Annotated in this window: 22 protein-coding genes and 1 tRNA gene; 9 read left to right on the top strand and 14 right to left on the bottom strand. The window is 69.4% G+C overall.

Features of this window, described 5'->3' with window-relative positions; all coding sequences use genetic code 11:
- Positions 1-253: 253 nt before the first annotated feature.
- Positions 254-679 carry a WhiB family transcriptional regulator gene (locus BLQ34_RS15130; protein ID WP_091787295.1) on the top strand — a complete coding sequence of 142 codons (426 nt, stop codon included), beginning with the start codon at positions 254-256 and terminating at the stop codon, positions 677-679.
- Here the strand turns inward: BLQ34_RS15130 and BLQ34_RS15125 are convergent.
- On the bottom strand, positions 673-2,229 hold the full coding sequence (locus BLQ34_RS15125; RefSeq protein WP_091787292.1) for a sigma-70 family RNA polymerase sigma factor: 1,557 nt from the start codon (positions 2,227-2,229) through the stop codon (positions 673-675). The two genes, BLQ34_RS15130 and BLQ34_RS15125, sit on opposite strands and share 7 nt — an antisense overlap.
- A gap of 351 nt (positions 2,230-2,580) precedes the next feature.
- The gene (locus BLQ34_RS15120) at positions 2,581-3,759 is read right to left on the bottom strand and encodes a PucR family transcriptional regulator (RefSeq protein ID WP_157693077.1); all 1,179 of its coding nucleotides are present in this window, start codon (positions 3,757-3,759) and stop codon (positions 2,581-2,583) included.
- Positions 3,760-3,975: 216 nt separating this feature from the next.
- On the opposite strand from BLQ34_RS15120, the gene BLQ34_RS19525 reads away from it, so the two are divergent.
- The 3 genes from BLQ34_RS19525 to BLQ34_RS15110 all read left to right on the top strand — a co-directional run bounded on the left by BLQ34_RS19525 (position 3,976) and on the right by BLQ34_RS15110 (position 5,763).
- Positions 3,976-4,572: a LytR C-terminal domain-containing protein gene (locus tag BLQ34_RS19525; RefSeq protein ID WP_091787286.1), complete on the top strand. Its 597-nt coding sequence runs from the start codon at positions 3,976-3,978 to the stop codon at positions 4,570-4,572.
- Positions 4,573-4,764: 192 nt separating this feature from the next.
- Positions 4,765-4,926, top strand: a complete 162-nt coding sequence (locus tag BLQ34_RS18880) for a hypothetical protein (protein WP_157693076.1) — start codon at positions 4,765-4,767, stop codon at positions 4,924-4,926.
- A 189-nt stretch (positions 4,927-5,115) separates the two neighbouring features.
- The gene (locus BLQ34_RS15110; RefSeq protein ID WP_091787283.1) at positions 5,116-5,763 is read left to right on the top strand and encodes an MIP/aquaporin family protein; all 648 of its coding nucleotides are present in this window, start codon (positions 5,116-5,118) and stop codon (positions 5,761-5,763) included.
- Between the two features lie 468 nt (positions 5,764-6,231).
- Here the strand turns inward: BLQ34_RS15110 and wsfD are convergent, their stop codons facing one another.
- From wsfD to dcd, 3 genes are all read right to left on the bottom strand, one after another.
- Complete coding sequence (gene wsfD / locus BLQ34_RS15105) at positions 6,232-7,728, bottom strand: glycan biosynthesis hexose transferase WsfD (protein WP_091787280.1); 1,497 nt, start codon at positions 7,726-7,728, stop codon at positions 6,232-6,234.
- A gap of 203 nt (positions 7,729-7,931) precedes the next feature.
- The gene (locus tag BLQ34_RS15100) at positions 7,932-8,573 is read right to left on the bottom strand and encodes an alpha/beta hydrolase family protein (RefSeq protein ID WP_197674716.1); all 642 of its coding nucleotides are present in this window, start codon (positions 8,571-8,573) and stop codon (positions 7,932-7,934) included.
- 71 nt (positions 8,574-8,644) lie between these two features.
- Entirely contained in the window at positions 8,645-9,220 is a 576-nt protein-coding gene (dcd, locus tag BLQ34_RS15095; RefSeq protein WP_091787274.1) for a dCTP deaminase, read from the bottom strand.
- 116 nt (positions 9,221-9,336) lie between these two features.
- Between dcd and BLQ34_RS15090 the strand changes: the two genes are divergently transcribed.
- A tRNA-Gly gene (locus tag BLQ34_RS15090) sits at positions 9,337-9,407 on the top strand.
- 666 nt (positions 9,408-10,073) lie between these two features.
- Here BLQ34_RS15090 and BLQ34_RS18875 read toward each other — a convergent pair.
- The 4 genes from BLQ34_RS18875 to BLQ34_RS15065 all read right to left on the bottom strand — a co-directional run bounded on the left by BLQ34_RS18875 (position 10,074) and on the right by BLQ34_RS15065 (position 16,272).
- Complete coding sequence (locus tag BLQ34_RS18875; protein WP_157693074.1) at positions 10,074-10,541, bottom strand: hypothetical protein; 468 nt, start codon at positions 10,539-10,541, stop codon at positions 10,074-10,076.
- 472 nt (positions 10,542-11,013) lie between these two features.
- Positions 11,014-11,394: a hypothetical protein gene (locus BLQ34_RS15080; RefSeq protein WP_157693073.1), complete on the bottom strand. Its 381-nt coding sequence runs from the start codon at positions 11,392-11,394 to the stop codon at positions 11,014-11,016.
- Positions 11,395-12,553: 1,159 nt separating this feature from the next.
- Complete coding sequence (locus BLQ34_RS19445) at positions 12,554-15,430, bottom strand: Ig-like domain repeat protein (RefSeq protein ID WP_091787262.1); 2,877 nt, start codon at positions 15,428-15,430, stop codon at positions 12,554-12,556.
- Between the two features lie 164 nt (positions 15,431-15,594).
- On the bottom strand, positions 15,595-16,272 hold the full coding sequence (locus BLQ34_RS15065) for a TetR/AcrR family transcriptional regulator (RefSeq protein ID WP_172829413.1): 678 nt from the start codon (positions 16,270-16,272) through the stop codon (positions 15,595-15,597).
- Positions 16,273-16,331: 59 nt separating this feature from the next.
- On the opposite strand from BLQ34_RS15065, the gene BLQ34_RS15060 reads away from it, so the two are divergent.
- From BLQ34_RS15060 to BLQ34_RS15050, 3 genes are read left to right on the top strand one after another with little or no spacing between them, the layout of a single operon-like run.
- Entirely contained in the window at positions 16,332-17,249 is a 918-nt protein-coding gene (locus tag BLQ34_RS15060) for a glutamate-cysteine ligase family protein (protein WP_091787257.1), read from the top strand.
- Positions 17,246-18,244 carry an ATP-grasp domain-containing protein gene (locus tag BLQ34_RS15055; protein ID WP_091787254.1) on the top strand — a complete coding sequence of 333 codons (999 nt, stop codon included), beginning with the start codon at positions 17,246-17,248 and terminating at the stop codon, positions 18,242-18,244. Before BLQ34_RS15060 ends, BLQ34_RS15055 begins: the two co-directional genes overlap by 4 nt.
- On the top strand, positions 18,241-18,648 hold the full coding sequence (locus tag BLQ34_RS15050) for an MAPEG family protein (RefSeq protein WP_091787251.1): 408 nt from the start codon (positions 18,241-18,243) through the stop codon (positions 18,646-18,648). Before BLQ34_RS15055 ends, BLQ34_RS15050 begins: the two co-directional genes overlap by 4 nt.
- A 20-nt stretch (positions 18,649-18,668) precedes the next feature.
- Here the strand turns inward: BLQ34_RS15050 and BLQ34_RS15045 are convergent, their stop codons facing one another.
- Complete coding sequence (locus BLQ34_RS15045; RefSeq protein ID WP_091787248.1) at positions 18,669-18,944, bottom strand: hypothetical protein; 276 nt, start codon at positions 18,942-18,944, stop codon at positions 18,669-18,671.
- A 351-nt stretch (positions 18,945-19,295) separates the two neighbouring features.
- Between BLQ34_RS15045 and mraY the strand changes: the two genes are divergently transcribed.
- A complete protein-coding gene (gene mraY, locus BLQ34_RS15040) occupies positions 19,296-20,408 on the top strand; it encodes a phospho-N-acetylmuramoyl-pentapeptide-transferase (RefSeq protein ID WP_091787245.1) in 1,113 nt (370 codons plus the stop codon).
- Here the strand turns inward: mraY and BLQ34_RS15035 are convergent, their stop codons facing one another.
- From BLQ34_RS15035 to BLQ34_RS15025, 4 genes are all read right to left on the bottom strand, one after another.
- Complete coding sequence (locus BLQ34_RS15035) at positions 20,409-20,696, bottom strand: transcriptional regulator (RefSeq protein ID WP_091787224.1); 288 nt, start codon at positions 20,694-20,696, stop codon at positions 20,409-20,411.
- The gene (locus BLQ34_RS15030) at positions 20,696-21,256 is read right to left on the bottom strand and encodes a hypothetical protein (protein ID WP_157693071.1); all 561 of its coding nucleotides are present in this window, start codon (positions 21,254-21,256) and stop codon (positions 20,696-20,698) included. Before BLQ34_RS15030 ends, BLQ34_RS15035 begins: the two co-directional genes overlap by 1 nt.
- A gap of 53 nt (positions 21,257-21,309) precedes the next feature.
- Positions 21,310-21,519: a hypothetical protein gene (locus tag BLQ34_RS18865; protein WP_157693070.1), complete on the bottom strand. Its 210-nt coding sequence runs from the start codon at positions 21,517-21,519 to the stop codon at positions 21,310-21,312.
- Positions 21,520-21,664: 145 nt separating this feature from the next.
- Positions 21,665-22,384 carry a 4a-hydroxytetrahydrobiopterin dehydratase gene (locus tag BLQ34_RS15025; protein ID WP_091787218.1) on the bottom strand — a complete coding sequence of 240 codons (720 nt, stop codon included), beginning with the start codon at positions 22,382-22,384 and terminating at the stop codon, positions 21,665-21,667.
- Between the last annotated feature and the right edge of the window lie 94 nt (positions 22,385-22,478).

The following is a 22,478-nucleotide window of genomic DNA, read 5'->3' as shown; positions in this document are numbered from 1 at the left end:
CTCGCTGGGTGGTGCTGTCGTCCCACCCGGAATGGACGTGCGTGACGGCCCGATGGACAGCCCCTCGTCTTGGTAGAGACGGATCTGCCAGAGGCGCATTACATGGGCAGACACAGCGACCCCCATCGCTCGGGATCCACGGTCGGAACGCGGTAATACCGCCAGTCCTCGATCGTCATCCCAGCGAACGGCTCGGTGCCTGGTGTGCCCGGCCGAGCGATTCCCGCACGCACAGCGAGAGAGACCAGCGCCCATGACCAACCTCGCCGCACCGACCACCTCGAACCACTCGGCTGACCCCGGCAGTGAACAGGCGGTGACCCTGACAGCGTCGCTTTCGGGACTGGAGCTACGTCAGCGGCGTCAGCTGATCGGGGACCACGGACTCTGCCGGTCGTCCCCGCACCCCGAACACTGGTGGCCAGAGCACCCGAAGAATGTCTCGCCCATCCAGAGGCGCGCCTACGCCGCCAGGCTCTGCGCCAACTGCCCGGTGATCGGCCACTGCCTCCAGTACGCCGTGGCGGCCGACGAGCGGCATGGCATCTGGGGCGGGCAGTCCGAGGAACAGCGCCGCGCGGTGCGCAGCCTGCTCAGGCATCTGGATGCGACGGCCTCGACAGCTGCGCCGGACCTCGAGCTCCGAGACGACCACTCACCCGGCCGACCGGATCACTGAGGGGTGGTGGGCACGGGGATCGTGACGCTGCTGGTCGGCGGACGATGGCCCGGAGTCCCGGTGGGCGACACCGTCGGCCACGCCGTCGGCCGCCTCGTGGGCGACAGCGTGGGCGACAGCGTGGGCGACAGCGTGGGCGACAGCGTGGGCGACAGCGTGGGCGACAGCGTGGGCGACAGCGTGGGCGACAGCGTGGGCGACAGCGTGGGCGACAGCGTGGGCGACAGCGTGGGCGACAGCGTGGGCGACTCGGTGGGCGACAGCGTCGCGGACACCGTCGGCGACACCGTCGGCGACTCGGTCGGCGACACCGTCGCGGACACCGTAGGGAGCCCGGCCGACGGCCTCCGGCTCACCTGCGGGGACGGCGACACCAGGGAAGCAACCGTGGTCGGACGGACCGTGCTGGGCGTGACCCGGCCGAGGGCCGGCGCGCTGGAGGTCCTCGTGGACGACGGCGACCCGGCGTTGTTCACGGGGCCCGTGACGAGCTGCGCGGGTCTTGCGGCCGAGCGCGGTTTCGGGTTGGCTTCGTGGCCGGCGACGAGCAGCCCAACCGTGACGGCCACCGATGCGGCGGCGGCGGAGCCGACGACCCACCTGGTCGAAGCCTCCAGCACAGTCCGGGACAGGCCAGGACCGGGGCTGGCGCTGGCGCTGAGACTGGGACTCTGCATCGGTGCGGTCGAGCCGGCGGCCGTCGTGGCGAGCGGCGACCACGACGCCACGGAGGGGTAGACCAGCGGCACCCCGAGGAAGGCCGCGCTCAACGACTTACGCAACTGTGGAGCGTCCGCGACCAGATCGGAGTAGGCCCGCTCGCAGTCCTGGCAGGTTGACAGGTGCTCTCGCACCCTGGCGGTCGCCGACTCCGACAACGAAGCCCTGACCAGGCCCGGTAGACGCTGCCGGACCCAGTGACACTGCGCCGACTGGGCACTGGCGACGTGGAGCTGCAGGTAAGACTGCCGCAACCGCTCCTTCGCGCGCATCAACCGCACCGCCGCGGCACCGGCACTGATCCCCAGGTGCGTCGCCAACGCACTGGGTCCCTGTTCGTCGATCAGGTTGTGCCATAGGAGCAGCTGCGACTCCTCGTCCAGCCCGGCCCAGGCAGCCCGCGCGAATGCATGCTCGTCTGCGGCAAGAACGGCCTCTGCCGCGCCACCACTGCCGGCGTCGCGACTGCTGACCTGTGCCGCCTCCTCCAAGGCAACGTCGTCGTTGACCAGGTGGACTCGCCTGGCGTGGCCACCACGGGAGACGTCGATGGCGACCCGCCGAATGGTGGTGAGGAGGTACGGCCGAAAGGCCACCCGCGGGCCCGACCCACGCTGCAGGGCCGACAGGACCCGCACGGAGGCTTCACTGACCAGCTCTTCAGCGTCGTGCGGACGCCTCGACAGAGTTCGCGCAGTGGCCATCGCCGCATCCCGATGACGGTGCCACAGAACGCCGAAGGCTCCCTGGTCGCCATCACGAACCGCGTCCAGCAGCTCGGCGTCGCTGCGAGTGGCCTGGGGGTCGTCCGGGAGCAGGTCAGCGCTCACGTCGGTTGCACCACTTCGACCCGGCGCCTGGCACCTGACCTGGCCGGTTCAAGGCCGGCCACGCGCCAGCTCGCGACTGCACGGCGAACACGTCCTCGCCCGACATACCCCATCCTCCAAAAAAACGTCTACGGGTCTACACAGACGAGGACGTAGACGAGCGCCCCACATAACAGACCCCCGCGACGATGCGGACGCCGCGATCTCGCGGCCCAGGAGTTCGGCGAACCCCGGGGGCGACCTCGCAGTCCCCAAAATCTCAGCGCGGCGCGCAGCCGCGCTCGGTCTGGACTCCAAAAGTCCGTCGGGCCATGGGACTGGGGAACAAGCCCGCCGGAGCGGGGGGTCGGCTCAGTGCATGGGCGGCGGCCCGAACAGCTCCACGTGTCGCAGGGCCAGCTCGACCTTCGCCGCCTGCACCTCGATGGGGTGGCCGAGCAGATCCTCGGCGCGGGCCAGGCGGTAGCGGACGGTGTTCTTGTGGACGAAGAGCTGCTCGGCGGTCCGCTCGACGTTGAAGCCACCGCGGTAGTGCGCCAGGAGGGTCTCTCGGACCTGCACGAGGTTCTTGTCGGCGGCACACAGGGCGCCGAGCTCGCGGACCACCATCCGGTTGACCAGGTCGGCGCTGCCCGCCGCGAGGCAGACCAGCTCGACGTCGCGGTAGTCGAGGATCGCGGGCGGACGAACCGCCTCGATACTGACCCGCTGGGCCGCACGCGCCTCCACGTGGCTGCTGCGAAATCCCGCCAGTCCGCGCGCGGGGACACCATGCGCGAGACGTAGGCGGGCCTCACCCAGCGCATCCACCAGCTCCGCCAGGGACTGCAGCTCTGGCTGCGAAGGGGAGGCCACCCAGAACCACAGCTCGCGGCTCCCCGTCATCAGGGTCAGCGGTCGCGGCGCGCGCAGCGCACGGGCCGCCAGGTTCGCGAAGTCGAGGAGCCGCTCGGCAGAGTCGGCGCCGTCGGCCAGGTCAGTGCCTGCCGCCCACACGACGAGACCGGTCTGCCAGTGGGTCAGCGCATGCGAGAGCTCCGCCGAGGCCGCGTCGAGGTTTGCGGTGGAGCCACGCAGCAGGTCGTCGACAAGCTGGGTGCGGCGCAGCAGCGCCCCTTCGATGAGCTGGTGGCGCTCGGCGTAGAAGGTCTCGATCAGCGCCTCGACCGAGTCGTTCAACCACTGCTCGGCGCGGCTCCACATGAACTTGAGCACCTCGTCGCGCGGCGGGGCGCTCTCGTCGAACGCGTCAGTGACCTCGGTGAAGAACTGGAACACGCTCTGCTGCGCCGAGCGGTAGACCTTCAGGAGCAGGCTGAGGTCCATGCCACGACGGGCCAAGGAGCGAGCGAGAGCGGATGCCGCGGGCGGCAGCGTGAATGTGTGGTCACCGACCAGGCTGGTCGCGAACGACCGCCATTGGGCGCGGGTACTGTCATGCAGCTCATCCATGAGCATGTGGTCGGCGCCGACCTCGGGTACCTGGCTCGCGATCCGCGCGTCGACCCTGCGGACGAACTCGTCGGACATGGGTGGCACGACCGCGCGCTCGGAGAATTCATGGAGCCACTGGTCCAGAGTCGCCGGTGTCGTCATCGAAGTCGTTGCCTCCACAGTGTTCCCTGCGGGAGAGGGTCAGTGACCCTTGGACGGGCAGAGTATGCCCGACTCCAGGCTGCACGTCGTGGTGCCGTGTGCTCGTAGTGCCGCAGGTCCGAGTTAGAACCCCACGGAACTCTCGTCTCTGTGGCTGTGAGCAAGAATGCGCTGCCCCTGGCACCCGACGTATGGCGGCGGCGTCAGCTCCGCCGCGTCGCGGTGTTCGTGTGTCTTCCCGGTCTTACCCTTGGCGGAGCAAGCCTGTCCAGCGCCTACGTCCTAGGACTGTGGCATCGTCCACCGCCGGCCAGTCGAGGTCAGGTCGTCCTGACCGTGTCCGTCGCGCGGGACTCCTTCGACCTCCGAGTTCTGAACGGGTCCGGACGCACCGGCCTGGCTGCCGCAGGGGCAAGCCAGCTAGCCCACGCAGGGTTCCGCACCTGCGGGGTCGCCAACGCTCCCGAGAGCCTGTGGACCGATCACGCGGCTGACATCAGGTACGGCCCTGACGGTTTGCCGGGCGCGCGGCTGGCTGCTGCTCAGATCGCCGGCAGCCGCCTGGTCGCCGACCACCGCGTGGGCACCGGTGTCGATGTCGTCCTGGGAACCGCCTTCGAACCTTCCGGCCCGGCATCCGCGAAACAGGTCTCGTACCCCCAGAAGCCGGGTCGGGCGAGGACGTGCGCGGGTGCGGAAGCGCTGCAGTCCGGGGTTCGCGGCTACCCTGCGGCGGACCAGCCGTAGCAAGGGAATTCGGCGCCGATGACCGCGCCGTCGCACGGGGACGCGTCGCGCCACGCGTAGCCGCCACGACCGCGATCCACGGCAGCGAAGGCAGCGCAGCGTCGGGGCCGTTCTGTAATAGGTCCCGCTGTCCCCCGTCTTCTTGTCCGAGGGTCCTACAGGGCCATACCGAACCGAGACGGAGAGTTTTCTATGTACCGCGTATCAGCGATCAATGCCGGCGGCGCAGTGACGATGGGCGGGATCGCCTCTCAGGGACTGGACGGCGTGTGGCTGGCGATCATCGCTGGTGCCGTGCTCGGCGCGGCACTCATCGTGCTGGCCGTCGCGCGCCGCACCGCACAGCGGCGCTGAGCGCCGATTCAGTCCGCGGTGCGCGGCCGCATCGTGGCATGACTGGGCGGAGGGTGTAACACCACCGCTCGGACCGCGTCTATACCGAAGGGGACCCTCCGGGGGAAACACCGTCCGGGCTCGGGCCCCTCACCCCGGGCCCGGACGGCCAAACAGAGCGACAGCAACGGGCGTGAGGAGACACATCGAGTGCGCAAGTACGCAGCGGAGCTGGTGGGCACCATGTTCCTCACCCTCACCATCGGCGGTGCCGTCCGTCTGAACCCCATTGCCGCTCCCCTTGCGATCGGCACGGTTCTGGCGGCGATGATCTACGCCAACGGTCACGTGTCCGGAGCCCACCTCAACCCCGCCGTGACCCTTGCCGTGCACCTTCGTGGACGGCTGGCTGGTTCGCAGCTCCTCCCCTACTGGGCCTCGCAGCTTCTCGGGGCAGCGCTCGGGTCGACAGTCGTCTGTTTCCTCATCCCCACCGCCACCAGCGCACCGCCGACACTGTCGGGCCATGCGCTGGCTGCCGCCTGGCTGGCTGAGTTCCTGTTCACGTTTGCTCTGGCCTACACGGTTCTCAACGTCGCGACCAGCGACTCCCATCCGAAGAACGGGTTCTACGGAATCGCCATCGGTGGCGTCGTACTCGCGGGGGCGACCGCAGTCGGGCCGATCAGCGGCGGCGCCTTCAACCCGGCGGTGGCTCTGGCACTCTCGATCATGGGCCTGACCTCGTGGTCGAACCTGTGGATGTTCGTCACGGCGGGCCTGACGGCCGGCGCGGTGGCTTCGGTCGCCTTCACGCGTCTCGACCCCGCGGCCGACGCAGGGGCAGCATCGTCCTGACCCGGCCTCAGAGGCCGAGGATCCGGCGCCCGACCGCGCCGAGAACCATCTCGGCGTCCGGTCTCGAACCCACACCTGGTGTCCGGGCCAGGTCGTTGATGGTCATCAGCAGGGCGTGGACGACGACGCGGGCCCGCCCTGGGTCGAGCCCCTGCCGCGTCTCCCGGGAGTGACGGCCTCGCGGACGGTGCCGCTGAACCGCCCGGCATACCCGTCCAGCGCGTCGCTGGTGGCCAGGTAAACCTGCAGCAGCCGAGCGAACATGGGTTCGCTCAGTTTCGACAGCTACGTCCTCGGCGCACGGACCGCGGGTCAGCCTCCAGGTCCTGCACGACGGCCACCTGTTCATCATCAGCTCCGCCGAGGAGACCGCCGCTCTGGTCACCGAGTTCCTCGATGCCGAACCCGAGGTCTGCTAGCGAACCCTCGCGATGACTGAGTGCGGCGCCTGCGCGCCCGACCGGCCGGTCAGGTCCGGGTCGGGGCGCTCAGCCGGGCTGCGAGGGCCATCACCAGGGTCAGCGCGAAGGCCAGGATCGCCAGCACCAGGTGCTTGGTGTTCTCGATCGCCTCCCCGTAGGTGGCGGTGAGGAACTGGACGACCGAGAAGGACAGCATCAACCCGGCCGATCCAGCGAACGCGCGGCGCCACGAGCCTGGCTGCCCGCTGCGCCCGAGCCGCACGGCACACGCTGTCAGCACGCCCCATGAGACCAGGAGCACCGGGAGGGCGTGGGGCCGGAACAGCTGCAGCCCGGATGCAAGGAGCGACAGGTCGTTTTCCTGCGGCGCATGACCCGGTCCCGGCGGAAAGGAGCCGAGATAGCCCGGCCGTGCCGTGGCGAAGTCCTGCGCTGCCACCTGCGCGATGTCCAGGGCCACACCGGGGTGTCTGAGCAAGAACTCCCCCGCAACGCGGTACGTGAACCTGCCTCGTGACTCCCTCCACACGGGATCGTTCAGGGTCGCACAGTTGTCGTCACAGGCCGTCTTGCCCGCATACCTGACCAACGCACCCGGCAACCCCATCTCGGCGAGATCTCCGGCCGGATCGTGGCTGGGGCCGAGGATTCCGACGGAGATGAGCTCCCACGCGTTGACCGACCTGAACTGCTCTGGGTTGCTGTCCAGCATCCACGCCGTGGGCGCGAGCAGGCCCAGCGCAAGGAGCACCGGAGCCACCTTCACGCGCCAACCACCCGATGGGCTCGCCTGCACCGTGCGCAGCACCGAGCGGTCGGGCCACGGTCTCATCGAGGTGGCTCCCAGGAACAGGGCCAGCGGCACGACCAGCGTGACCGCTTGCACCTTCGACGTCAGCACCAGACCTGAGCCCATCGCGAAGGCTCCCAGGCCGACCCACTGCTGCAGCCCTCGTCGACCCAGCAGCACGGATGCCAGGCAGACCATGACGACGCCCAGGATTCCGGGGAACTCCCCCATCGGACCGGCGGAGTACGAGGCGAAGGTGGAGTCCCCGACGACCAGGAGCAGCAGCGCGGAAAGCCCGATCCTGCGCCAGATGTCTCGCCGGACCATGGCTGCGAACAGGCCCACGGCCAGGCCGACGAACACGGCGAAGCTGACCACCCCCCAACGCAGATCCAGGGCGCCGGAGCTCCCCGTGGTCCACTCGGTCAGCTTGACGAAGACCCGCAGGATCCACACCTGGGAGGACGGGTACTGGATGCAGCCCCGGTCCATTTCCGCCCCCGGGATCCACTGGAACAGCGCGTAGTCCCAATATCTGGGGGCCGCTGCGTCCCTGGGCACCATCGAGTGTGCGTTCAGCTGGCAGAGGTACCGGTCTCCATCCGGGTGAGGTGCCTGCCCCACGGGTCTGGGCCAGCAGATGTGCAGGACCATCGCGACCGTGGCGAGCACACCCAGGACGACCGAGGACCGCCAGACCGGCCACACCCGCTCCCCCGACGACTGGCCATCGGAGGTTCGCTGCGACGTCATGACCGTTCGAGGCAGGCGACGCAGTTCTGCGGCACGATGAAGCGTCTCCTCGGTCTGGCCGGTCAGGGACGGCTGCCCCTACCCACAGGGACGGTGCCGTTGGCGGCACATCACGCGGGACCGCGCATCATTCCGAGCTCGGGCCCGTGGCCGGGCGCGTGGCCGGCGGCGCGCCCCGGGCGCGCGCCCCGGGCGCCGGGTGGTCAGGAGGCGGGAGTGCGGCAGGGTTGGTCCACGAGGTGGCAGGCGAGGAAGGCCGCCGACTCGCGGTGCCACCGGGACGCTTGGCGGAGCATGGCGTGGCTCTCGCCCGTGACGGACTCATAGCTGACGTCCGCACCGAGCCCGGCCATCGCCGTCGCCATCGAGCGCGACGCCCGGGGGGAGGTCATCCGGTCGAGGTTGCCGTGCATGAAGAGCACGTGCAGTCCGTCGTGGGACCGGGGGCGGTCGCCGGACTCGACCCAGGGGGCGAGGGCGACGATCGCCCGCACCCGCTCGTCGTCGGCAAGGCGCAAGGCGACCCGCCCGCCCATCGAGTGGCCGAGCAGGCCGACGGGGACACCGGGGTACTTCGCCTCGATCTGCTCCAACGCCAGGAGAGTGTCCGCGACGGGGCTCTGTTCCGCGCCGTTCCAGCCGCGCACGGCATACCGGATCGACGCGACGGCGATCTGGCCGTCGCCGGCGTCGGCGATCGCCTTGGCGAACGGCGCCATACGCAGCACCGCGCCCTGCCACGGCCGGACCGGTCGGCGGCTGCGCGCCTTGCCCCCGTGCAGGATCAGCGCGACCGCACGCGGATGCTCGACCTCGGCGGGCCAGAGCAGTCGGGGTGCGGGCACGAGGCCTCCTTCGGGGTGGGTGCCCTTCATTCGTAGCCGTCTCGCGCCCGGATGGCCCACCGATCCGCCGGTCAGACCTCGGTGGTGTGGAAGTTCTTGAACGACCTGCTGGCCGTCGGGCCGCGCTGCCCCTGGTAGTGCGAGCCGTACTTCGCGGAGCCGTAAGGGTTCTCGACCGGCGAGCTGAGGCGGAAGAAGCAGAGCTGGCCGATCTTCATGCCCGGCCACAGCTTGATCGGCAGGGTGGCGACGTTGCTCAGCTCGAGGGTGACGTGACCGGTGAAGCCGGGGTCGACAAAGCCTGCCGTCGCGTGGGTGAGCAGCCCGAGCCGGCCCAGGCTCGACTTGCCCTCGACCCGGGCGGCGACGTCGTCGGGCAGCGTCACCGTCTCGAAGATCGAGCCGAGCACGAACTCGCCCGGGTGCAGGATGAACGGCTCGCCCTGGTCGACCTCGACCAGGCGGGTCAGGTCGGGCTGGTCCTCGGCCGGGTCGATGAACGGGTACTTGTGGTTGTCGAACAGCCGGAAGTAGCGGTCGAGGCGCACGTCGACGCTCGACGGCTGGACCATCTCCGGGTCCCACGGGTCGAGGACGACCCGTCCGTTGTCGATCTCGGCCTTGATGTCGCGGTCGCTCAGCAGCACGGGGAGAGACTAACGCGAGGGGTATGCCGGGGGCCGTCAGTCCGCCGCGCGCGTTCGGTTAGACTTCCTGCCGCACCGCCCTCCGGGCGGTGTTCACGCCGCCTCCGGGCGGGTGCGCCGGTGTAGCTCAATGGTAGAGCGCCAGCTTCCCAAGCTGGACACGCGGGTTCGATTCCCGTCACCGGCTCGGACGGGGAGTGTGGAGAGCAGCCGAACTGAACCTCATGCCTCTCCACCCCTACTTGCGCCAGTTGTTGATGACGTCCGCCGACCATCCACGCCGCATGGTGCCACTGTGTTCTGCGTAGGACTTTGAGAGCAGGTGCGCGAGCGTCGGCAAGCTGGGGGGTCTGCGTCCGGCGGACGACCACGCCATGCTGACGCAGGCGGCAGCCCGAGGGATTCCGTAGCGAGATATAGCTCCCGAGACATACGCATCCAGGTCGCGACTTTGGGCTCGCGACAGCCTGACGTTGTTCTGGGCCCAGACCTGGGTGGCGACCCATTGGGTCTGACCGATCCACGACATCAGGTAAAGCGGTCCACCTCCCTTCAGCTTCAGTTGAGCAGGGATGACATATCCGCCGTCAGGTTGACGCACCCGCCGAATCTCAGACTCGACTACCTCCGGCACGCGACCCATCGCCCACAAGTACCAATCGCACAGAGCCTGGCCAAGATCAGGGAGCGCCGAGGCGACGTCACCTGAGGCCACGGTGCCAGGGTCTGGGAAGTTCAGATCGACAGTCTGTGCGAACAGAGGCACCAGGGCGGCCTTTCAAGCGAGAAGATGAAGTACGTCCACAACTTGCGCGACCGATTGGGACCGGCCTGGGGCGGCACCAGGGCACCCTCAGTCGATCAGCGCGTAGGCGAGGTCGGGCGCACACCACCGCCCCCCAAATTCCTTCCGCAAGTCCGTCCCCAGCCGCACGGCGGCGTTCATCACCGTGCTGACACGAGACACCATGTCTTGCATCACCGGAAAATGATCAAATGACAACGGAGCCCCCATGATGATTTCCTGCATCACGACATTGACTCCTCCTGCACTGTTGTCCACTCCATACACCCGACCGACCACTAGCCCACTGTTGGCCGCTGACAAGGTGCGATAAAGCCCAGGCGACTCAGGCACCCCGATGGCGCAACCCGCGGTGACCCGGACTTGGAGGGGGTCCGTCACGACTCCGACGAGTGCGCTCGTCTCGTCGCGACTCAGCAACCACATCGGAGCGCCCTCGAGAAATGGAGAGACTTCCTCTGAAAAGACCTGATTGAGAATGTTGGGCAAAGCGGATAGGAGTTCCTCAGGCTCCACCGTCTCGGCTCCTCTCCGGGGACTCAATGAGCGCGGGACACATTCGCAGGTACACGGCCGGCACGACGGATGGGTCGGCCATGCTCTAACGCTCTACTCCGGTTCCGAAGCAGCTGGAGCAGCGCTTATTGCCTCCACACATGGAACAATTTGCGCCAGTGATCCCCTTTCCACTCCCGTCACACAGCCGACACTTGCCATTCCCTCCACAAAGGCCACAGCGAGGTTTCGCCATCGACCTCCCCTTTCACACTCGTTCCTTACGAATTGGAAACCGCTGCGGAAGTCTTGAACAGAGCTGAAGTTCAAGCCGATTGCACGGTGACCGGTCACTCAGGAGCACTTACCGAACGACGAACAGGCTTTGTGATTACCCTCTTTGCAGTGGGCGCACTTGTTCCCCTGTCCGCGATCCTTCTCGCAGGCACATGCCATGGTCCAACCTCCCTTCGACCTATCGCTCAACGGCGAACTAGAAGCTGTCTCCTCCGGCGAACTTTTCCTCGAGAGCATCTGCGGTGTGAACGACGAGCATCAACGGACGCTCGAACTCCAGGATGTCGAGCGTGGCGAGCGGGACGGCGTGCTTCAAGACGAGGAGGTCGCCGACCTTGGCAACGCCCCCGCACACGTTGGCCCCGACGGATTCGAGCACCCCAACGACGTCCACATTTGACGCCCGAGCGAACGGCGAGGCGATCGTGAACCACGGCTCTGTCCCACCGTTGAGGTTGTGCTCCCAGAGGTAGATCAATTGGGATCGAAGATCCCCGACATCGAAGAGCATCTGGAGACCATTTACGTGCCCCGTGTCGTCTCGGAACTCGTTCGCGATCTTGTAGTTGTTCCGCACATACCCGACCAAAGTGTCCCAAGAAGCCATTAACGTTACCCTTCGAGATATTGGAAGACCTGATTGAGGCCGGTTGAATTGATGAGAAGGCTGGTGGCCACCCAGTCAGCATCCGACAATTGCCCATTGGTATGTAGGGAGGGGGGCGCCCATCCTTTCAGGGCCGCCACGAGTCCTCGGCTGCGTCTCGGAGTCGTGGGTTTCTGCGCTTGAGATCGCGTATCTCTCCCTGAACCCTGGCAATTGTCTTAAGCGCAAACTCTTTGTCTTGCGCATCCGGGTAGCGCTGATACTTCTCAATATGTTCCCGAATCGCGCGGCGGTGACCGTCTACCTTGTCCTGGTCAGAGCTCATGTGGGCCCGGCCGCGTTGTCGAGCCGTGAAGATACGCCGTCGTAGCTCTCAGCCCGCATGAACTCACGACCCTTCGAAGGTGCGTTCGGACCACGGGAAGCCACGCTTGACGGACGGGCAAGAGCCGTTCCGGCAGACGTAAGTGACCCACGTTCCCTTGGGTTGGTAATCCTCCTTGTCGGCATACATTGCACTGCCGCACTCTTTACAACGCATCCCTTTGGCCATGCTCGACACCCCTCCGTTCGATCCCCTTGCCGATGCTCCCGGATACGACTTGCACCCCTCGGTGGCAGGGAGTCTGTCCCGGCAATCGACTTCTCCGCATCCGTCAATTGACGCAAATTTGTTGACGGCCGGGGCTGCCGCCTCCATCGACTGGGCGCACGGGCTGTGGACTTTGGGCACGACTTTCAGTCGCGGCCACGATCGAATGAGGCATCGGCCCCAGGACATCCCAGCCAGTGCTGGCCCACGCCTGTCCCCCGACTTCTATCAGTCGATCAGCGAGGAGCTCGCTCGAGCCGCGGGAGACCAACAGGCGCAGAGCACCGTCGCAATCGCGGTGGGCAGCGCTGTCTACAACACTGCATGCACATACCTCATGCGAATACGCGACCGCCGGGCAGAGAGAGAATTCATTGAGACCTTGGCGGCGGCGAGTTTCCCTGCCGTGCTGAGGCGATGAAAGCCCGGGGGCCGATTCACCGCAGGCGTGCTGCGTAACGGCTACCACGCGGAATACCGATCAGCCGGAGGCGGGCCAGCTCCAGATGAGCTGGCCCGCCTGCAGCGCGGTGCGTCCTAGCGGACGACCTTGACCTTCAGCACCTGGGTCCTGGAGCCGACCTTCATGCCGATGTTCCAGTACTGCTGCTTCACCATCGAGCCGCTGAAGGTGACGCCGAGGGCCCAGCGGTTCGGGCCGGTCTTGTAGAACCGGTTGTCCAGACCGCGCGGCGCCTTGGGGTAGGGCATCGCGTCGACGTACCGCGGCTGGCTCGTCGCGGCGCCCAGCATCGTGTAGGTGCGGCCGGCGCGCACCACGTACGCGCCGTTGCTGTAGGTCGCGCCCTGGATCACGAAGGTGGAGGTCTTCGCGGTGAGCCGGGTGGTCGAGACGTTGCCGGCCTTGTCCTTCGCCGTCGCGGTGTAGACCGTGCTGGCACCACTGACGCGGCGACTGATGGTGCAGGACGCGACGCCGGAGAGCCCGTCACGGGCGGTGCACCGCCCGGCCGGCGCGGTGGCGAAGTACGGCACCGTCGTGGAGACCCCGGTGATCTTCACCGTGGGGCGGGCCTGGTCGATGTTGATGCCGTTGACCGAGACGGTCGCGACGCCCCCGTCCTCGGCCAGGATGGTGCGGGAGACGGACTGTGCCGCGCCGCTCCTGGTGAGCTTGACCGGCTGCGGGCAGGCTGCCACCAGGGCGGCACCGCTGGGGGTGCAGGTGAAGCTCACCGTGACGGCACTGCGGTACCACCCGGTCTTGCTCTTCGGGTAGGCGCTGGTGACCTTCGCGGTGATCGTCGGGTTGTGCCGGGTGGTGGACCCGGACGAGCGCAGGAAGTTGGTGTCGCCGGAGTACTGGACGGCCACCTCGTCGGCCTTGTCGGTCGGCAGGGAGTAGCCCAGCTTGGCCACGCCCTCGGCGAGTGGGGCGGTCCCGACCGTGACTCCGCCGACGCTGAACGTCACGGTGCCGGTCGGGGTGCCGGTGCCCGGCGCCACCCGGGCGACGCTGGCCGAGAGGCTGGTGGAGCGCACCGTGATGGTGGGGCTCGTGGCGGCCTTGTCGACGACCAGGGTCTGGGGCGTCGCAACCGAGGGCGCGTGCGTCGTCGGGTCGAGGGGGGTGAAGGCCGCTGCGACCGTGTGGGCGCCGGGCGCGAGGGTGCCCAGTGCGGGGCTGGTGGCCCAGCCGTTGTCGACGTTCCGCGGACCGCCCAGGTCAGCGCCGTCGACCGAGAACTGGACGGTGCCGTCCTGCGCCCCGCCCACGGCGGCCGTGGCGGTCACGGTCTGGCCGTAGACCGACGAGGCCGGGCTGAGCGAGACCGACAGGGTCGTCGGCTTGGCGGCGACGGTCACGGTCTGGGTCACTTCCGGAGCAGCGGTGTAGTCGGAGCTGCCCGGTTGGCGGGCCGCGACGACACAGGTGCCGGCGTGGTCGAACGACACGGTCGCGAGGTCGACCGAGCAGGCCGAGCCGGTCGTGGCCGGTGCGACGGCGAAGGTGACCGGGTTGCCCGAGTCGCCTCCAGCCGCGGAGAGCTGCTGCGTGCCGCCGACCGTCGCCGTGGCGGGGATCGGGGCGAAGGTGATGGCCTGTGCGGCCGGACCGACGGTGATCGCCTGGTCGGTGCTCGCGTCGGGCAGGACGCCGTTGCTCGCGGTGACCGTGAAGCTGGCGGTCCCGGCGCTGGTCGGGGTGCCGGAGAGGACCCCGGCACTCGTCAGGGAGAGCCCTGCCGGGAGGCTCCCGGAGGACACGGCGAAGGTGGGCGCGGGCAGCCCGGACGCCGTGTAGGTGTACGAGTAGGGCGCTCCCACAGTGCCGGTGCCTGGTGCCCCGGCCGCGGTGAACAGCGGCGGCTCGGGTGACAGGTAGGTGAATGCTCCGACGGCAGGGAGGGTGACTCCGCCCGCGGTGGCCACTGCCACGGTCTGCTTTCCAGTGGGGAGCGTCGCCGGCGTGGGCACGGTGGCCACGAGCTGCGTGTCGCTGGAGGAGGTCACCGTCGCGGCATACCCACCGATGGTCACGGTCGACCCCGCGAGGCCGGTCCCGTCGATGGTCACGGACGAGCCGGGCAGCCCGGCCGCGGGCGAGGTCGAGACGAGGTGCGCGGGGTAGGACAAGGTGACGAAGCCGTTGCCGGCGTGGCCGCCGACCGCGCCGGTGAGCGTGCCTGCGAAGAAGGAACCGCCACCGCCACCGCCACCGTTGTTGCCGTTGTAGCGTCCGCCGCCGCCGCCGCTGTAGCCGCCACCGCCGGCACCGGCGAATCCAGCCGTCCCGCCGCCGCCGCCAAAGCCGCCGACCCCGTAACCGCCCGCGCCGTAGCCGCCGCCGGCGCCGTTCACGACGGACTGGCCGCCGCCGCCCTGGTAGCTGCCACCGTTGCTGAGCAGGCCGCCGCCGCCGCCGGCGGTCCCGGCACCGCCACCGTTGCCGTCGGTCCCACCTGCGCCGCCGCCGTTCAGGCCGGGGGTTCCGGAGGGGCCGGTGCTGGCCTCGGAGGGGAAGGTGTTGGACCCCGCCCCGCCGCCACCCCCTGCGGCCGCGAGGAGGCCGGCCTGGTCCGCGGTCCGGTAGATGAAGGACCCGCCGCCGCCGCCGGCGCCGCGGCTGTAGACGATGCCGTTGCTGCCCACACTGCCGGCGATGATCTTGAGGGTCTCGCCGGGAGTCACGGAGATCGTGCCGGTCAGCTCGGCTCCGCCCCAGCCGCCGCCGTAGGAGGACCCGCCCTGCGCACCGCTGATGTCCACGTAGACCTGGGTGACGCCTGCCGGCACGGTCCAGTTCTGGACGCTCCCGGTGGCGTAGAAGGTCTGCAACGTGTCGGTGGGAACGGAGGCGAAGGACGGGGTGGCCGCGATGACCGCCCCCGCCGCAACGGTGCTGACTGTGACGCCCGCGGCGACGAGCCGGCGGTGGAGGGACCAGGTCATGGGGAAGGTGGCTGCTTTCGCTCAGGTATCGGCAGATGTCGGGCCCGCCGAGTAGAACAGCAACCCTGGCCCCCAGTTTGGTCATTCACGAGGACTGCGCGCAGGTACGGCCGAACGGGTGAGGTGCGTCTGCCTGAACAGCCTTGAAGCGTCAAAAGTGCAGGTCAGCCGTCATGGAGCAGTTGCTGCGTGGCCGTGTCGACGACCCAGTCCTGGTAGCGCTGCTGCCCCCAGTGCCGGGTGCGGCGCAGCGTGTGGAAGACCCCCGGTGAGGTGAGGGTGAACATGATGTCGGCGGCCGTGGCAGCGGTCAGGCCGTCCCGGAGCTCACCGCGGGAGGCCAACCGCTGGGCGAACCTCACGTTGACGTCGTAAGCCGCCTGCGTGCCGCGGGCGATCGTGCGCTCCAGGTCGGCGTCGATGCCCGGGTTGGCCTGGCTCACCAGGATCAGGTCGCCGGCCCGGTTCATCAGGTCGGTGCCCAGCTTCAGATGGGCGGCCAGCGCGGCGCGAGGGTCGTCCAGCTCGCGCGCGGCGGCCGCCGCCGGCCGGTCGGCGGCCGGCACCCGGGACTCGTCGCCCATCGTGAGGATCGCGATGGTGTGGCGCAGCAACCCGAGCTTGTTGCCGAAGCTGTCGTAGAGCGTCCGCTCGCCGACTCCCGCTCGCGCGGCCACGTCCTTCAGCGTCGTGCCCTGGTAACCGTTGGCGATGAACAGCTCTTTCGCCGCGTCGCGGATCCGCGCCCGGGTCTCCTCGGCCGCCGCCTCACGCGCCGGGGACCGGTAGAGCCGTCTGGTTTCCGGGCTGGTGCCAGCGGGCCTCTTGACAGCTTCCTCCACGAGGCTCATCCTATCGGTAATTGACCGCAGTGCAACTGCGGTGAAATGGAGAAGAGCCGATGGATGCGACACCCAGCCTGGACGACGCGGTCCGGCGCGCGTTCCACCCCTGCGAGGGGCCGCCACGGATCGGCGTCGAGCTCGAGCTGCACCTGCAGTCCAAGCCGCCAGGCGGCATACCCGACCTGGCGGGGGAGCTCGTCGAGCGGGGACGACCCAGCCTCGAGCCCGGCGGACAGCTCGAGCTCAGCCTGCCCCCGCAGCCGTCCGTCGCCGCCCTCGTTCGCGAGGTCGACTGGTGCCTCGAAACCCTCTCGGCCACGACCGACTTCGCACTCACTGGTGTCGACCCGTGGCGAGCCCTCGACGACGTCCCCCTCGTGCTGGAGACGCCGCGCTACCTCAGCATGCAGCAGCTCTTCGACAGGGACGGCGACGCCGGGCGCCGGATGATGCGACTCACCGCGAGCCTCCAGGTCTGCGTCGACCTGCTCCCCGGTCGGGCCGGCCACGAGCAGTGGCTGGTCGCGAACCTCGCCGGGCCAAGCCTCGTCGCGGCGCACCCCGGCCACCTCGCACGCACCCGGATCTGGCAGGACATCGACGCCGCTCGCACCGGCTACGACGGGCGGCACCTGGGGGTCCACGACCCGGTCGGCAGCTACGCCGCCTTCGCCGCAGCCGCCTCCCGCCTCCCCCTCCCCGAGGCGGCAGACGATGCCTACCACCTCAGCACGCTGTTCCCGCCGGTCCGACCCCGCGGCGGCTACCTCGAGCTCCGCTACCTCGACTCGCAGCGACCGACCCACGAGCTGCTCGGCACCATCTGGGCGCTGATGTACGACGCCGGGCTGCGTCGCGACGCCCTGGCCCTGCTGCTCCCCACGCTGCCCACCTTCGGTGACCAGTGGGAGGCTGCCGACCCGACCGCTCTCCTCGCGCTGGTCGCTGGACGCCGCGAGGAGGTGGCGGCATGAGGACACTGTTCGTGGTCGACCCACTCGACGGTCTCGACGCGAGCCTCGACACCAGCATCGGCCTGATGCACGCCGCGCAGGACCTCGGCGTGCAGGTCTGGGTCACCGAGGCACGCGACCTCGAGGTCGTCGACGGCCGGGCCGTGGCTCGCGCGCGGAGCCTTCGGCTCGCGCCGTCCGTGCCCGCCGACGGGTGCCGCTGGACCGTGCCCGACCCTTGGTATGCCGCGGGGCCCAGCGAGCGGGTGCGGATCGACGACATGGCAGCCGTCTTCCTGCGGATCGAGCCACCGGTGGACGGTGACTACCTGGCCGCGACCCATGTGCTGGACCTCGTCGGCCGCGACGCCGACCGCAACGACGACAGCGACCGGACCACGGCCATGGTCAACGCACCCGCAGGTCTGCGGGCCTGCAGCGAGCACCTCCTCGGCCTGGGCTTCCCCGACCTCACGCCACCGACCGTCGTCACGGCGAGCGCGGACACGGTCGCGGACTTCCTGCACGAGCACGGCCGCATCGTCGTCAAGCCGGTCGACGGCTTCAGCGGCCGAGGCGTCTTCCTCCTCTCGCGGCACGACCCCAACCTCGCCACGGTCGTGGAGTCGAGCACCCTGGCCGGGCGGCGCCAGGTCGTGGCCCAGCCCTACCTGCCCGAGGTCGAGGCCGGCAACAAGCGCATCTACGTGCTCGACGGGGTGGCTGTCGGCGCGAGCCTGCGCCACCCGGTGCCCGGAGACTTCCGCATCGTCAGCCCCGACGGGCCGGCCGACCTGACCGCCCGCGACCACGAGATCGTCGACCGCCTCGCCCCGACCCTGGAGGCGCACGGTCTGCGATGTGTGGGCCTCGACGTGATCGACGGCCACCTCATCGAGGTCAACGTGACCTCTCCCGGCGCGCTGCGCAAGGCCGACGCGCTGCTCGGCACGACCTACTGCGCCGACCTCGTCTCCCACGTCCTCACCCACACCACCTGGAAGGCACCGTCATGACCACAGCCATCGTCTGCTCGGCCGTCCTGGCCGCGTCGATCTTCGTGCTCGGCTTCAACGTCTCGATGAACCGCGGCTACGCGGCCAAGCGGGGCGGCAGCCAGATGCCGACGGACCCGGCCGACCGTCTGCTGATCGCCCAGCGCGCCCACGGCAACGCCACCGAGTACGTGCCCACGCTGATCGCGCTGTTCCTGCTCGTCGGCTGGTTGTCCCCGACTCCGTGGGCCCAGGTCCTCATCGTGCTGGCCACTGCGTCCCGCCTCCTGCACGCGATCTCGATGCTGCGCAGCGAGACCCTCGCCTCCGAGAACGCGCCACGCATGACCGGTGCGATGGGAACCTACGCCTTCGGCCTGGCCCTCGCGGTCACCGCCGGAGTCGCCGGGGTCGCCGCGGTCTAGGAGTGGGGGCCGAAGGTCCGTCAGGCGACGTGGGGCATGAAGCTCGACGGGTCGGCGGTGGCCGTCTCGGTGCGGTGCTCGGTGGCCAGCTGGTCGGCATCTCGCTCGGGGATGAAGCCGGAGTCCTGGCCGCAGTCGTGGCAGACCGCGATGGCGCGGTGGCCGAGGTGGACGACCTCGACCCGGTGCGGGTGGCAGCTCTCCTCGCCGACGTGGTGGTGGTCGCGCCGGTGCACCGCATCGACCGTGCAGGCAGCCACGGGGCTGTCGGACTGACCGGGTGTCGAGTCGAACATCTGGCTCACCTCTCCTGGTGAATGTCGGTGCAGCTTCCATGGAACGCCTCCGTGGCGGTCCTCGTGATCGGGCAATGGGCCGACCTTCACCGACGAACGGATGACCGTCTCTAGGGCGATTGCCTTACGTCACACAGGTGGACGGGTCCGTCGCCCGCCGAGCGGGCGGGTCGGTCGCCCGCCGGACGGGCGGGTCGCTCGCCCGCCGGACGGGCGGGGGGCGACACCCGGGGTGAGGGTCCCCCCGGACCCCAGCCACACGGCATACCGTGGACCGGCTGCTCGGGGGGCTGAGGAGTCGCGCGCAGGGCGCATTCCCCCACCGACGCAGGAAGGCTGCAAGGACACCCGATGGTCAACGTCGCGCTCGCGGGCGGTATCGCGATGGCCCTGGCCCTGCTGTGCACGCGGCCGTCCATCAGGTTCCTGGTGCGACGCAGGTGGGGCCAGTTCATCCACGACGACCTGGCCCACCACCAGGTCAAGCGGGGCAAGCCCACCATGGGCGGAGTCGTGATCATCGGGGCGGCGCTGGTGGGCTACTTCGGCTCGCACCTCGCGCTCGTGGGACTGGCGGCCACCGGCCTGCTCGACACCAGCCCGGGCCGGGTGTCACTGAGCGCACTGCTCCTGCTCTTCCTGTTCGTGGGCATGGGGTTCGTGGGCTTCCTCGACGACTACATCAAGATCCACAAGGAGCGCAGCCTCGGTCTCACCTCGAAGCAGAAGCTGGCCGGCCAGTCCATCGTGACCGTCGCGTTCGCCCTCGCCGCACTGCTGGTCAAGGGCGACGGCGGCCGCGCTCCCGCGTCGACGGCGATCTCGTTCGTGCGTGACACGCCTGTCGACCTCGCCTTCGCCGGGCCGGTGGTGGGAGGGATCCTCTTCGTCGGCTGGGCCTACCTGCTGGTCGCGGGCGCCTCGAACGGCGTGAACATCACCGACGGTCTCGACGGCCTCGCGACCGGCGCCTCCGTGATGGTGTTCGGCGCCTACACGATGATCAGCATGTGGCAGTTCAACCAGGGCTGTGAGGTCGCGCCCGGGGTCAGCTGCTACGACGTGCCCGACGCCCTCGACCTGGCCGTGGTGTCGTGCGCGATCGCCGGCGCCTGCTTCGGGTTCCTGTGGTGGAACACCTCGCCGGCCCAGATCATCATGGGAGACACCGGTTCGCTGTCCCTCGGCGCGGCCCTGGCCGGACTGGCGATCCTCACCCACACCCAGCTGCTGCTCGTCATCCTGGGCGGCCTCTTCGTGATGGTGACCGGGTCGGTCATCATCCAGGTCGCCAGCTTCAGGCTGCGCGGCAAGCGGGTCTTCCGGATCGCCCCGATCCACCACCACTTCGAGCTGGTGGGGTGGTCCGAGGTCACCATCGTCACCCGCTTCTGGATCATCGCGGGCATCTGCGTCGGGGGCGGTCTCGCGCTCTTCTACTCCGAGTGGATCGGCTACCAGTAGTCAGTCGACCAGGTCGATCATCTGGCGCAGTGCCGTGACGTGGCCGCGCAGCGCCTTGCGACCGTTGCCGGTCATGGAGATCCAGGTGGTGCGACGGCCGGACAGGGCTCCCTTGCGCAGCCGCACGTAGCCGGCCGCGGCGAGCGCCGAAAGGTGCTTGGACAGCACCGAGTCGCTCACCTCGAGAGCCTCGCGCAGGGTGGCGAACTCCGCCTCCGACACGGCCGAGAGCGTGGTCATCACCTGCAGCCTGGCCGGCGCGTGGATCAACGGGTCCAACCCCGCCATCAGCTGCCGACCACCAGGGCGACGGCGCCGAGGCACGCGACGACGGCGAGGGCAGCGAGCAGCCGCGGGGAGGCGCCTCCCGCACGGGAGGCCGGGTCGTCGCGGTAGGCGCGCCACCACAGGTGTGCGCTGAAGGAGTAGGCGGCTCCGCCTGCGGCCGCGGCGAGCGCCACGAGCCACCACTGCGCCTCGAAGGCTGCCCACGTCGCCGCCGCGAAGGTGGCCAGGTAGACGGAGGTCGACACCGTGCCGGTGCCGAGGATGATCGTGCTGGCCAGGCCGTCCACCCGGACGCCGTTGGCATTCCGGAACCTGGTGAGCAGCACTGCAGCTGTGGCCAGGAAGAGAGCAGCACCTCCCAGCGCGATGGCCAGTCCGCTCGTGCTCTGGTCGGCGATCCCGTATGCCGCGGCACCCACCTGCACCGCGACCGCGACTGCCAGCGCGGGGAACAGCCCGGTCGGCAGCCGCAGGGCGGCTGCCAGGCGCTCGCGCGCCTGGTCGGCTGCGGCCAGTGCGGAGCGCGGGTCCTCGGGCTCGGGTCGCAATGAACTTTCCATGTTGGAAAGCATGACGTCTACTTTCCAGTTTGGCAAGTATGCCGGCCCCGGCGTCAGTCGAACTGGTGCACCTCGACCGGCCGGGCCAGAGCCGGCGGCCCGAACAAGCTCGCCGGCGCGGAAGCGGAAGGAGCCACGGGAGCCAGGGCGGTCGAGGGGCCGTTCACCGGCAGGTCCGGCGGGTCGCTCGGTCGCAGGTGCCGTCCGGCGTAGCCGCGGTGCCGACCGGCGTGGACCCGATGCCGCGCAACATATCTCGTCATGGTGGGACGCTCCTGTCACCCAGCTCCCTGCGAGCTGCCATCCCCACGGTGACAGCCCTCGCCAACGCACGGCTCGGCCCGCCGCAGGTCGTCGATGTCCTCCACCTGCGGGAGCCGGCAGCCGGCATCCTGCTGGTCGGCTCAGTCAGTCCTGCGGCGGCGCCTGCGCGACACAGAGCACGCCGCGGTTGCCCTCCTGGTCGGCGATCACGGTGAGCGACGGCGACTCGGAGTCGTCGACGACCGTGCCACCCGCGGCCACCGCGGCAGCGATCCGCCGCTCGGCCACCTCGGGCGCCACGTAGACCTCCACGTGGAACCGCTGTGCCGGAGCTGGAGCGGCACCATCCCCAGCCGGGACGTCGTCGCCGAACCACAGGTTCGGCACCCGACCGGTGGCGTCGCGCACCTCGTCGCCCGGCGTGCCCCTGCCCTGGGCCTCGGCGTCGCCGGTCAGCAGCGCCGCCCACACCGGGGCGATCGTCGCCGAGTCCGCGGTGTCGAGGCCGAGCTCGATCACCGCGACCGACGACGGGTCGGCCTCGAGCCCGAGGTCGGCCGCGACCTCGGTGATCCGGCGCGCGAGGTCGACGTCCTGCTGGGTCACCCACTCGACGATGTGCTCGGTGCCGTCGTCCTCGCGGTAGACCGCATCCGCACTGGTCAGCTTGAGGTCGACGTGCCCCGAGCCCATGGTGACGCGCGGGTGGTGGCCGACCGCGTCGCCCGCCTCGGCCACGGCGACGAGGAAGCGCGCCCCGGCCCCGAAGTCGTCCACCAGGTAGCGGGCGTGCAGCCCCTGCGCCAGCTTGCGCCAGTCGGTCAGCGCCGCCCCGGTGATCTGCTCGCCACTCAGCATGTCCATGCCCCGGGACACTATCCGCGATCCGGCCACGGGGAGGGGGCTGGTCGTCGCCCGTTCACCGCGAGTTTGCCGCGCATCCGGCGTGTGGCAGTGC

Origin of the sequence: Pedococcus dokdonensis, assembly GCF_900104525.1 — a bacterium.
In the GTDB taxonomy this organism is placed as follows: Bacteria; Actinomycetota; Actinomycetes; order Actinomycetales; family Dermatophilaceae; genus Pedococcus; species Pedococcus dokdonensis.
The sequence above is the reverse complement of the archived record's forward strand: the minus strand, read 5'-3'. Positions and strand labels throughout refer to the sequence as shown.

Bases quoted from the DNA above. Each gene is read 5' to 3' on its own strand.
- BLQ34_RS15130 (WP_091787295.1), top strand. From the start codon at position 254: ATGACCAACCTCGCCGCACCGACCACCTCGAACCACTCGGCTGACCCC.
- BLQ34_RS15120 (WP_157693077.1), bottom strand. From the start codon at position 3,759: ATGTCCGACGAGTTCGTCCGCAGGGTCGACGCGCGGATCGCGAGCCAG.
- BLQ34_RS18880 (WP_157693076.1), top strand. From the start codon at position 4,765: ATGTACCGCGTATCAGCGATCAATGCCGGCGGCGCAGTGACGATGGGC.
- wsfD (WP_091787280.1), bottom strand. From the start codon at position 7,728: ATGACGTCGCAGCGAACCTCCGATGGCCAGTCGTCGGGGGAGCGGGTG.
- BLQ34_RS19445 (WP_091787262.1), bottom strand. From the start codon at position 15,430: ATGACCTGGTCCCTCCACCGCCGGCTCGTCGCCGCGGGCGTCACAGTC.
- BLQ34_RS15060 (WP_091787257.1), top strand. From the start codon at position 16,332: ATGGATGCGACACCCAGCCTGGACGACGCGGTCCGGCGCGCGTTCCAC.
- BLQ34_RS15055 (WP_091787254.1), top strand. From the start codon at position 17,246: ATGAGGACACTGTTCGTGGTCGACCCACTCGACGGTCTCGACGCGAGC.
- BLQ34_RS15050 (WP_091787251.1), top strand. From the start codon at position 18,241: ATGACCACAGCCATCGTCTGCTCGGCCGTCCTGGCCGCGTCGATCTTC.
- BLQ34_RS15045 (WP_091787248.1), bottom strand. From the start codon at position 18,944: ATGTTCGACTCGACACCCGGTCAGTCCGACAGCCCCGTGGCTGCCTGC.
- mraY (WP_091787245.1), top strand. From the start codon at position 19,296: ATGGTCAACGTCGCGCTCGCGGGCGGTATCGCGATGGCCCTGGCCCTG.
- BLQ34_RS15035 (WP_091787224.1), bottom strand. From the start codon at position 20,696: ATGGCGGGGTTGGACCCGTTGATCCACGCGCCGGCCAGGCTGCAGGTG.
- BLQ34_RS15030 (WP_157693071.1), bottom strand. From the start codon at position 21,256: ATGGAAAGTTCATTGCGACCCGAGCCCGAGGACCCGCGCTCCGCACTG.
- BLQ34_RS18865 (WP_157693070.1), bottom strand. From the start codon at position 21,519: ATGACGAGATATGTTGCGCGGCATCGGGTCCACGCCGGTCGGCACCGC.
- BLQ34_RS15025 (WP_091787218.1), bottom strand. From the start codon at position 22,384: ATGGACATGCTGAGTGGCGAGCAGATCACCGGGGCGGCGCTGACCGAC.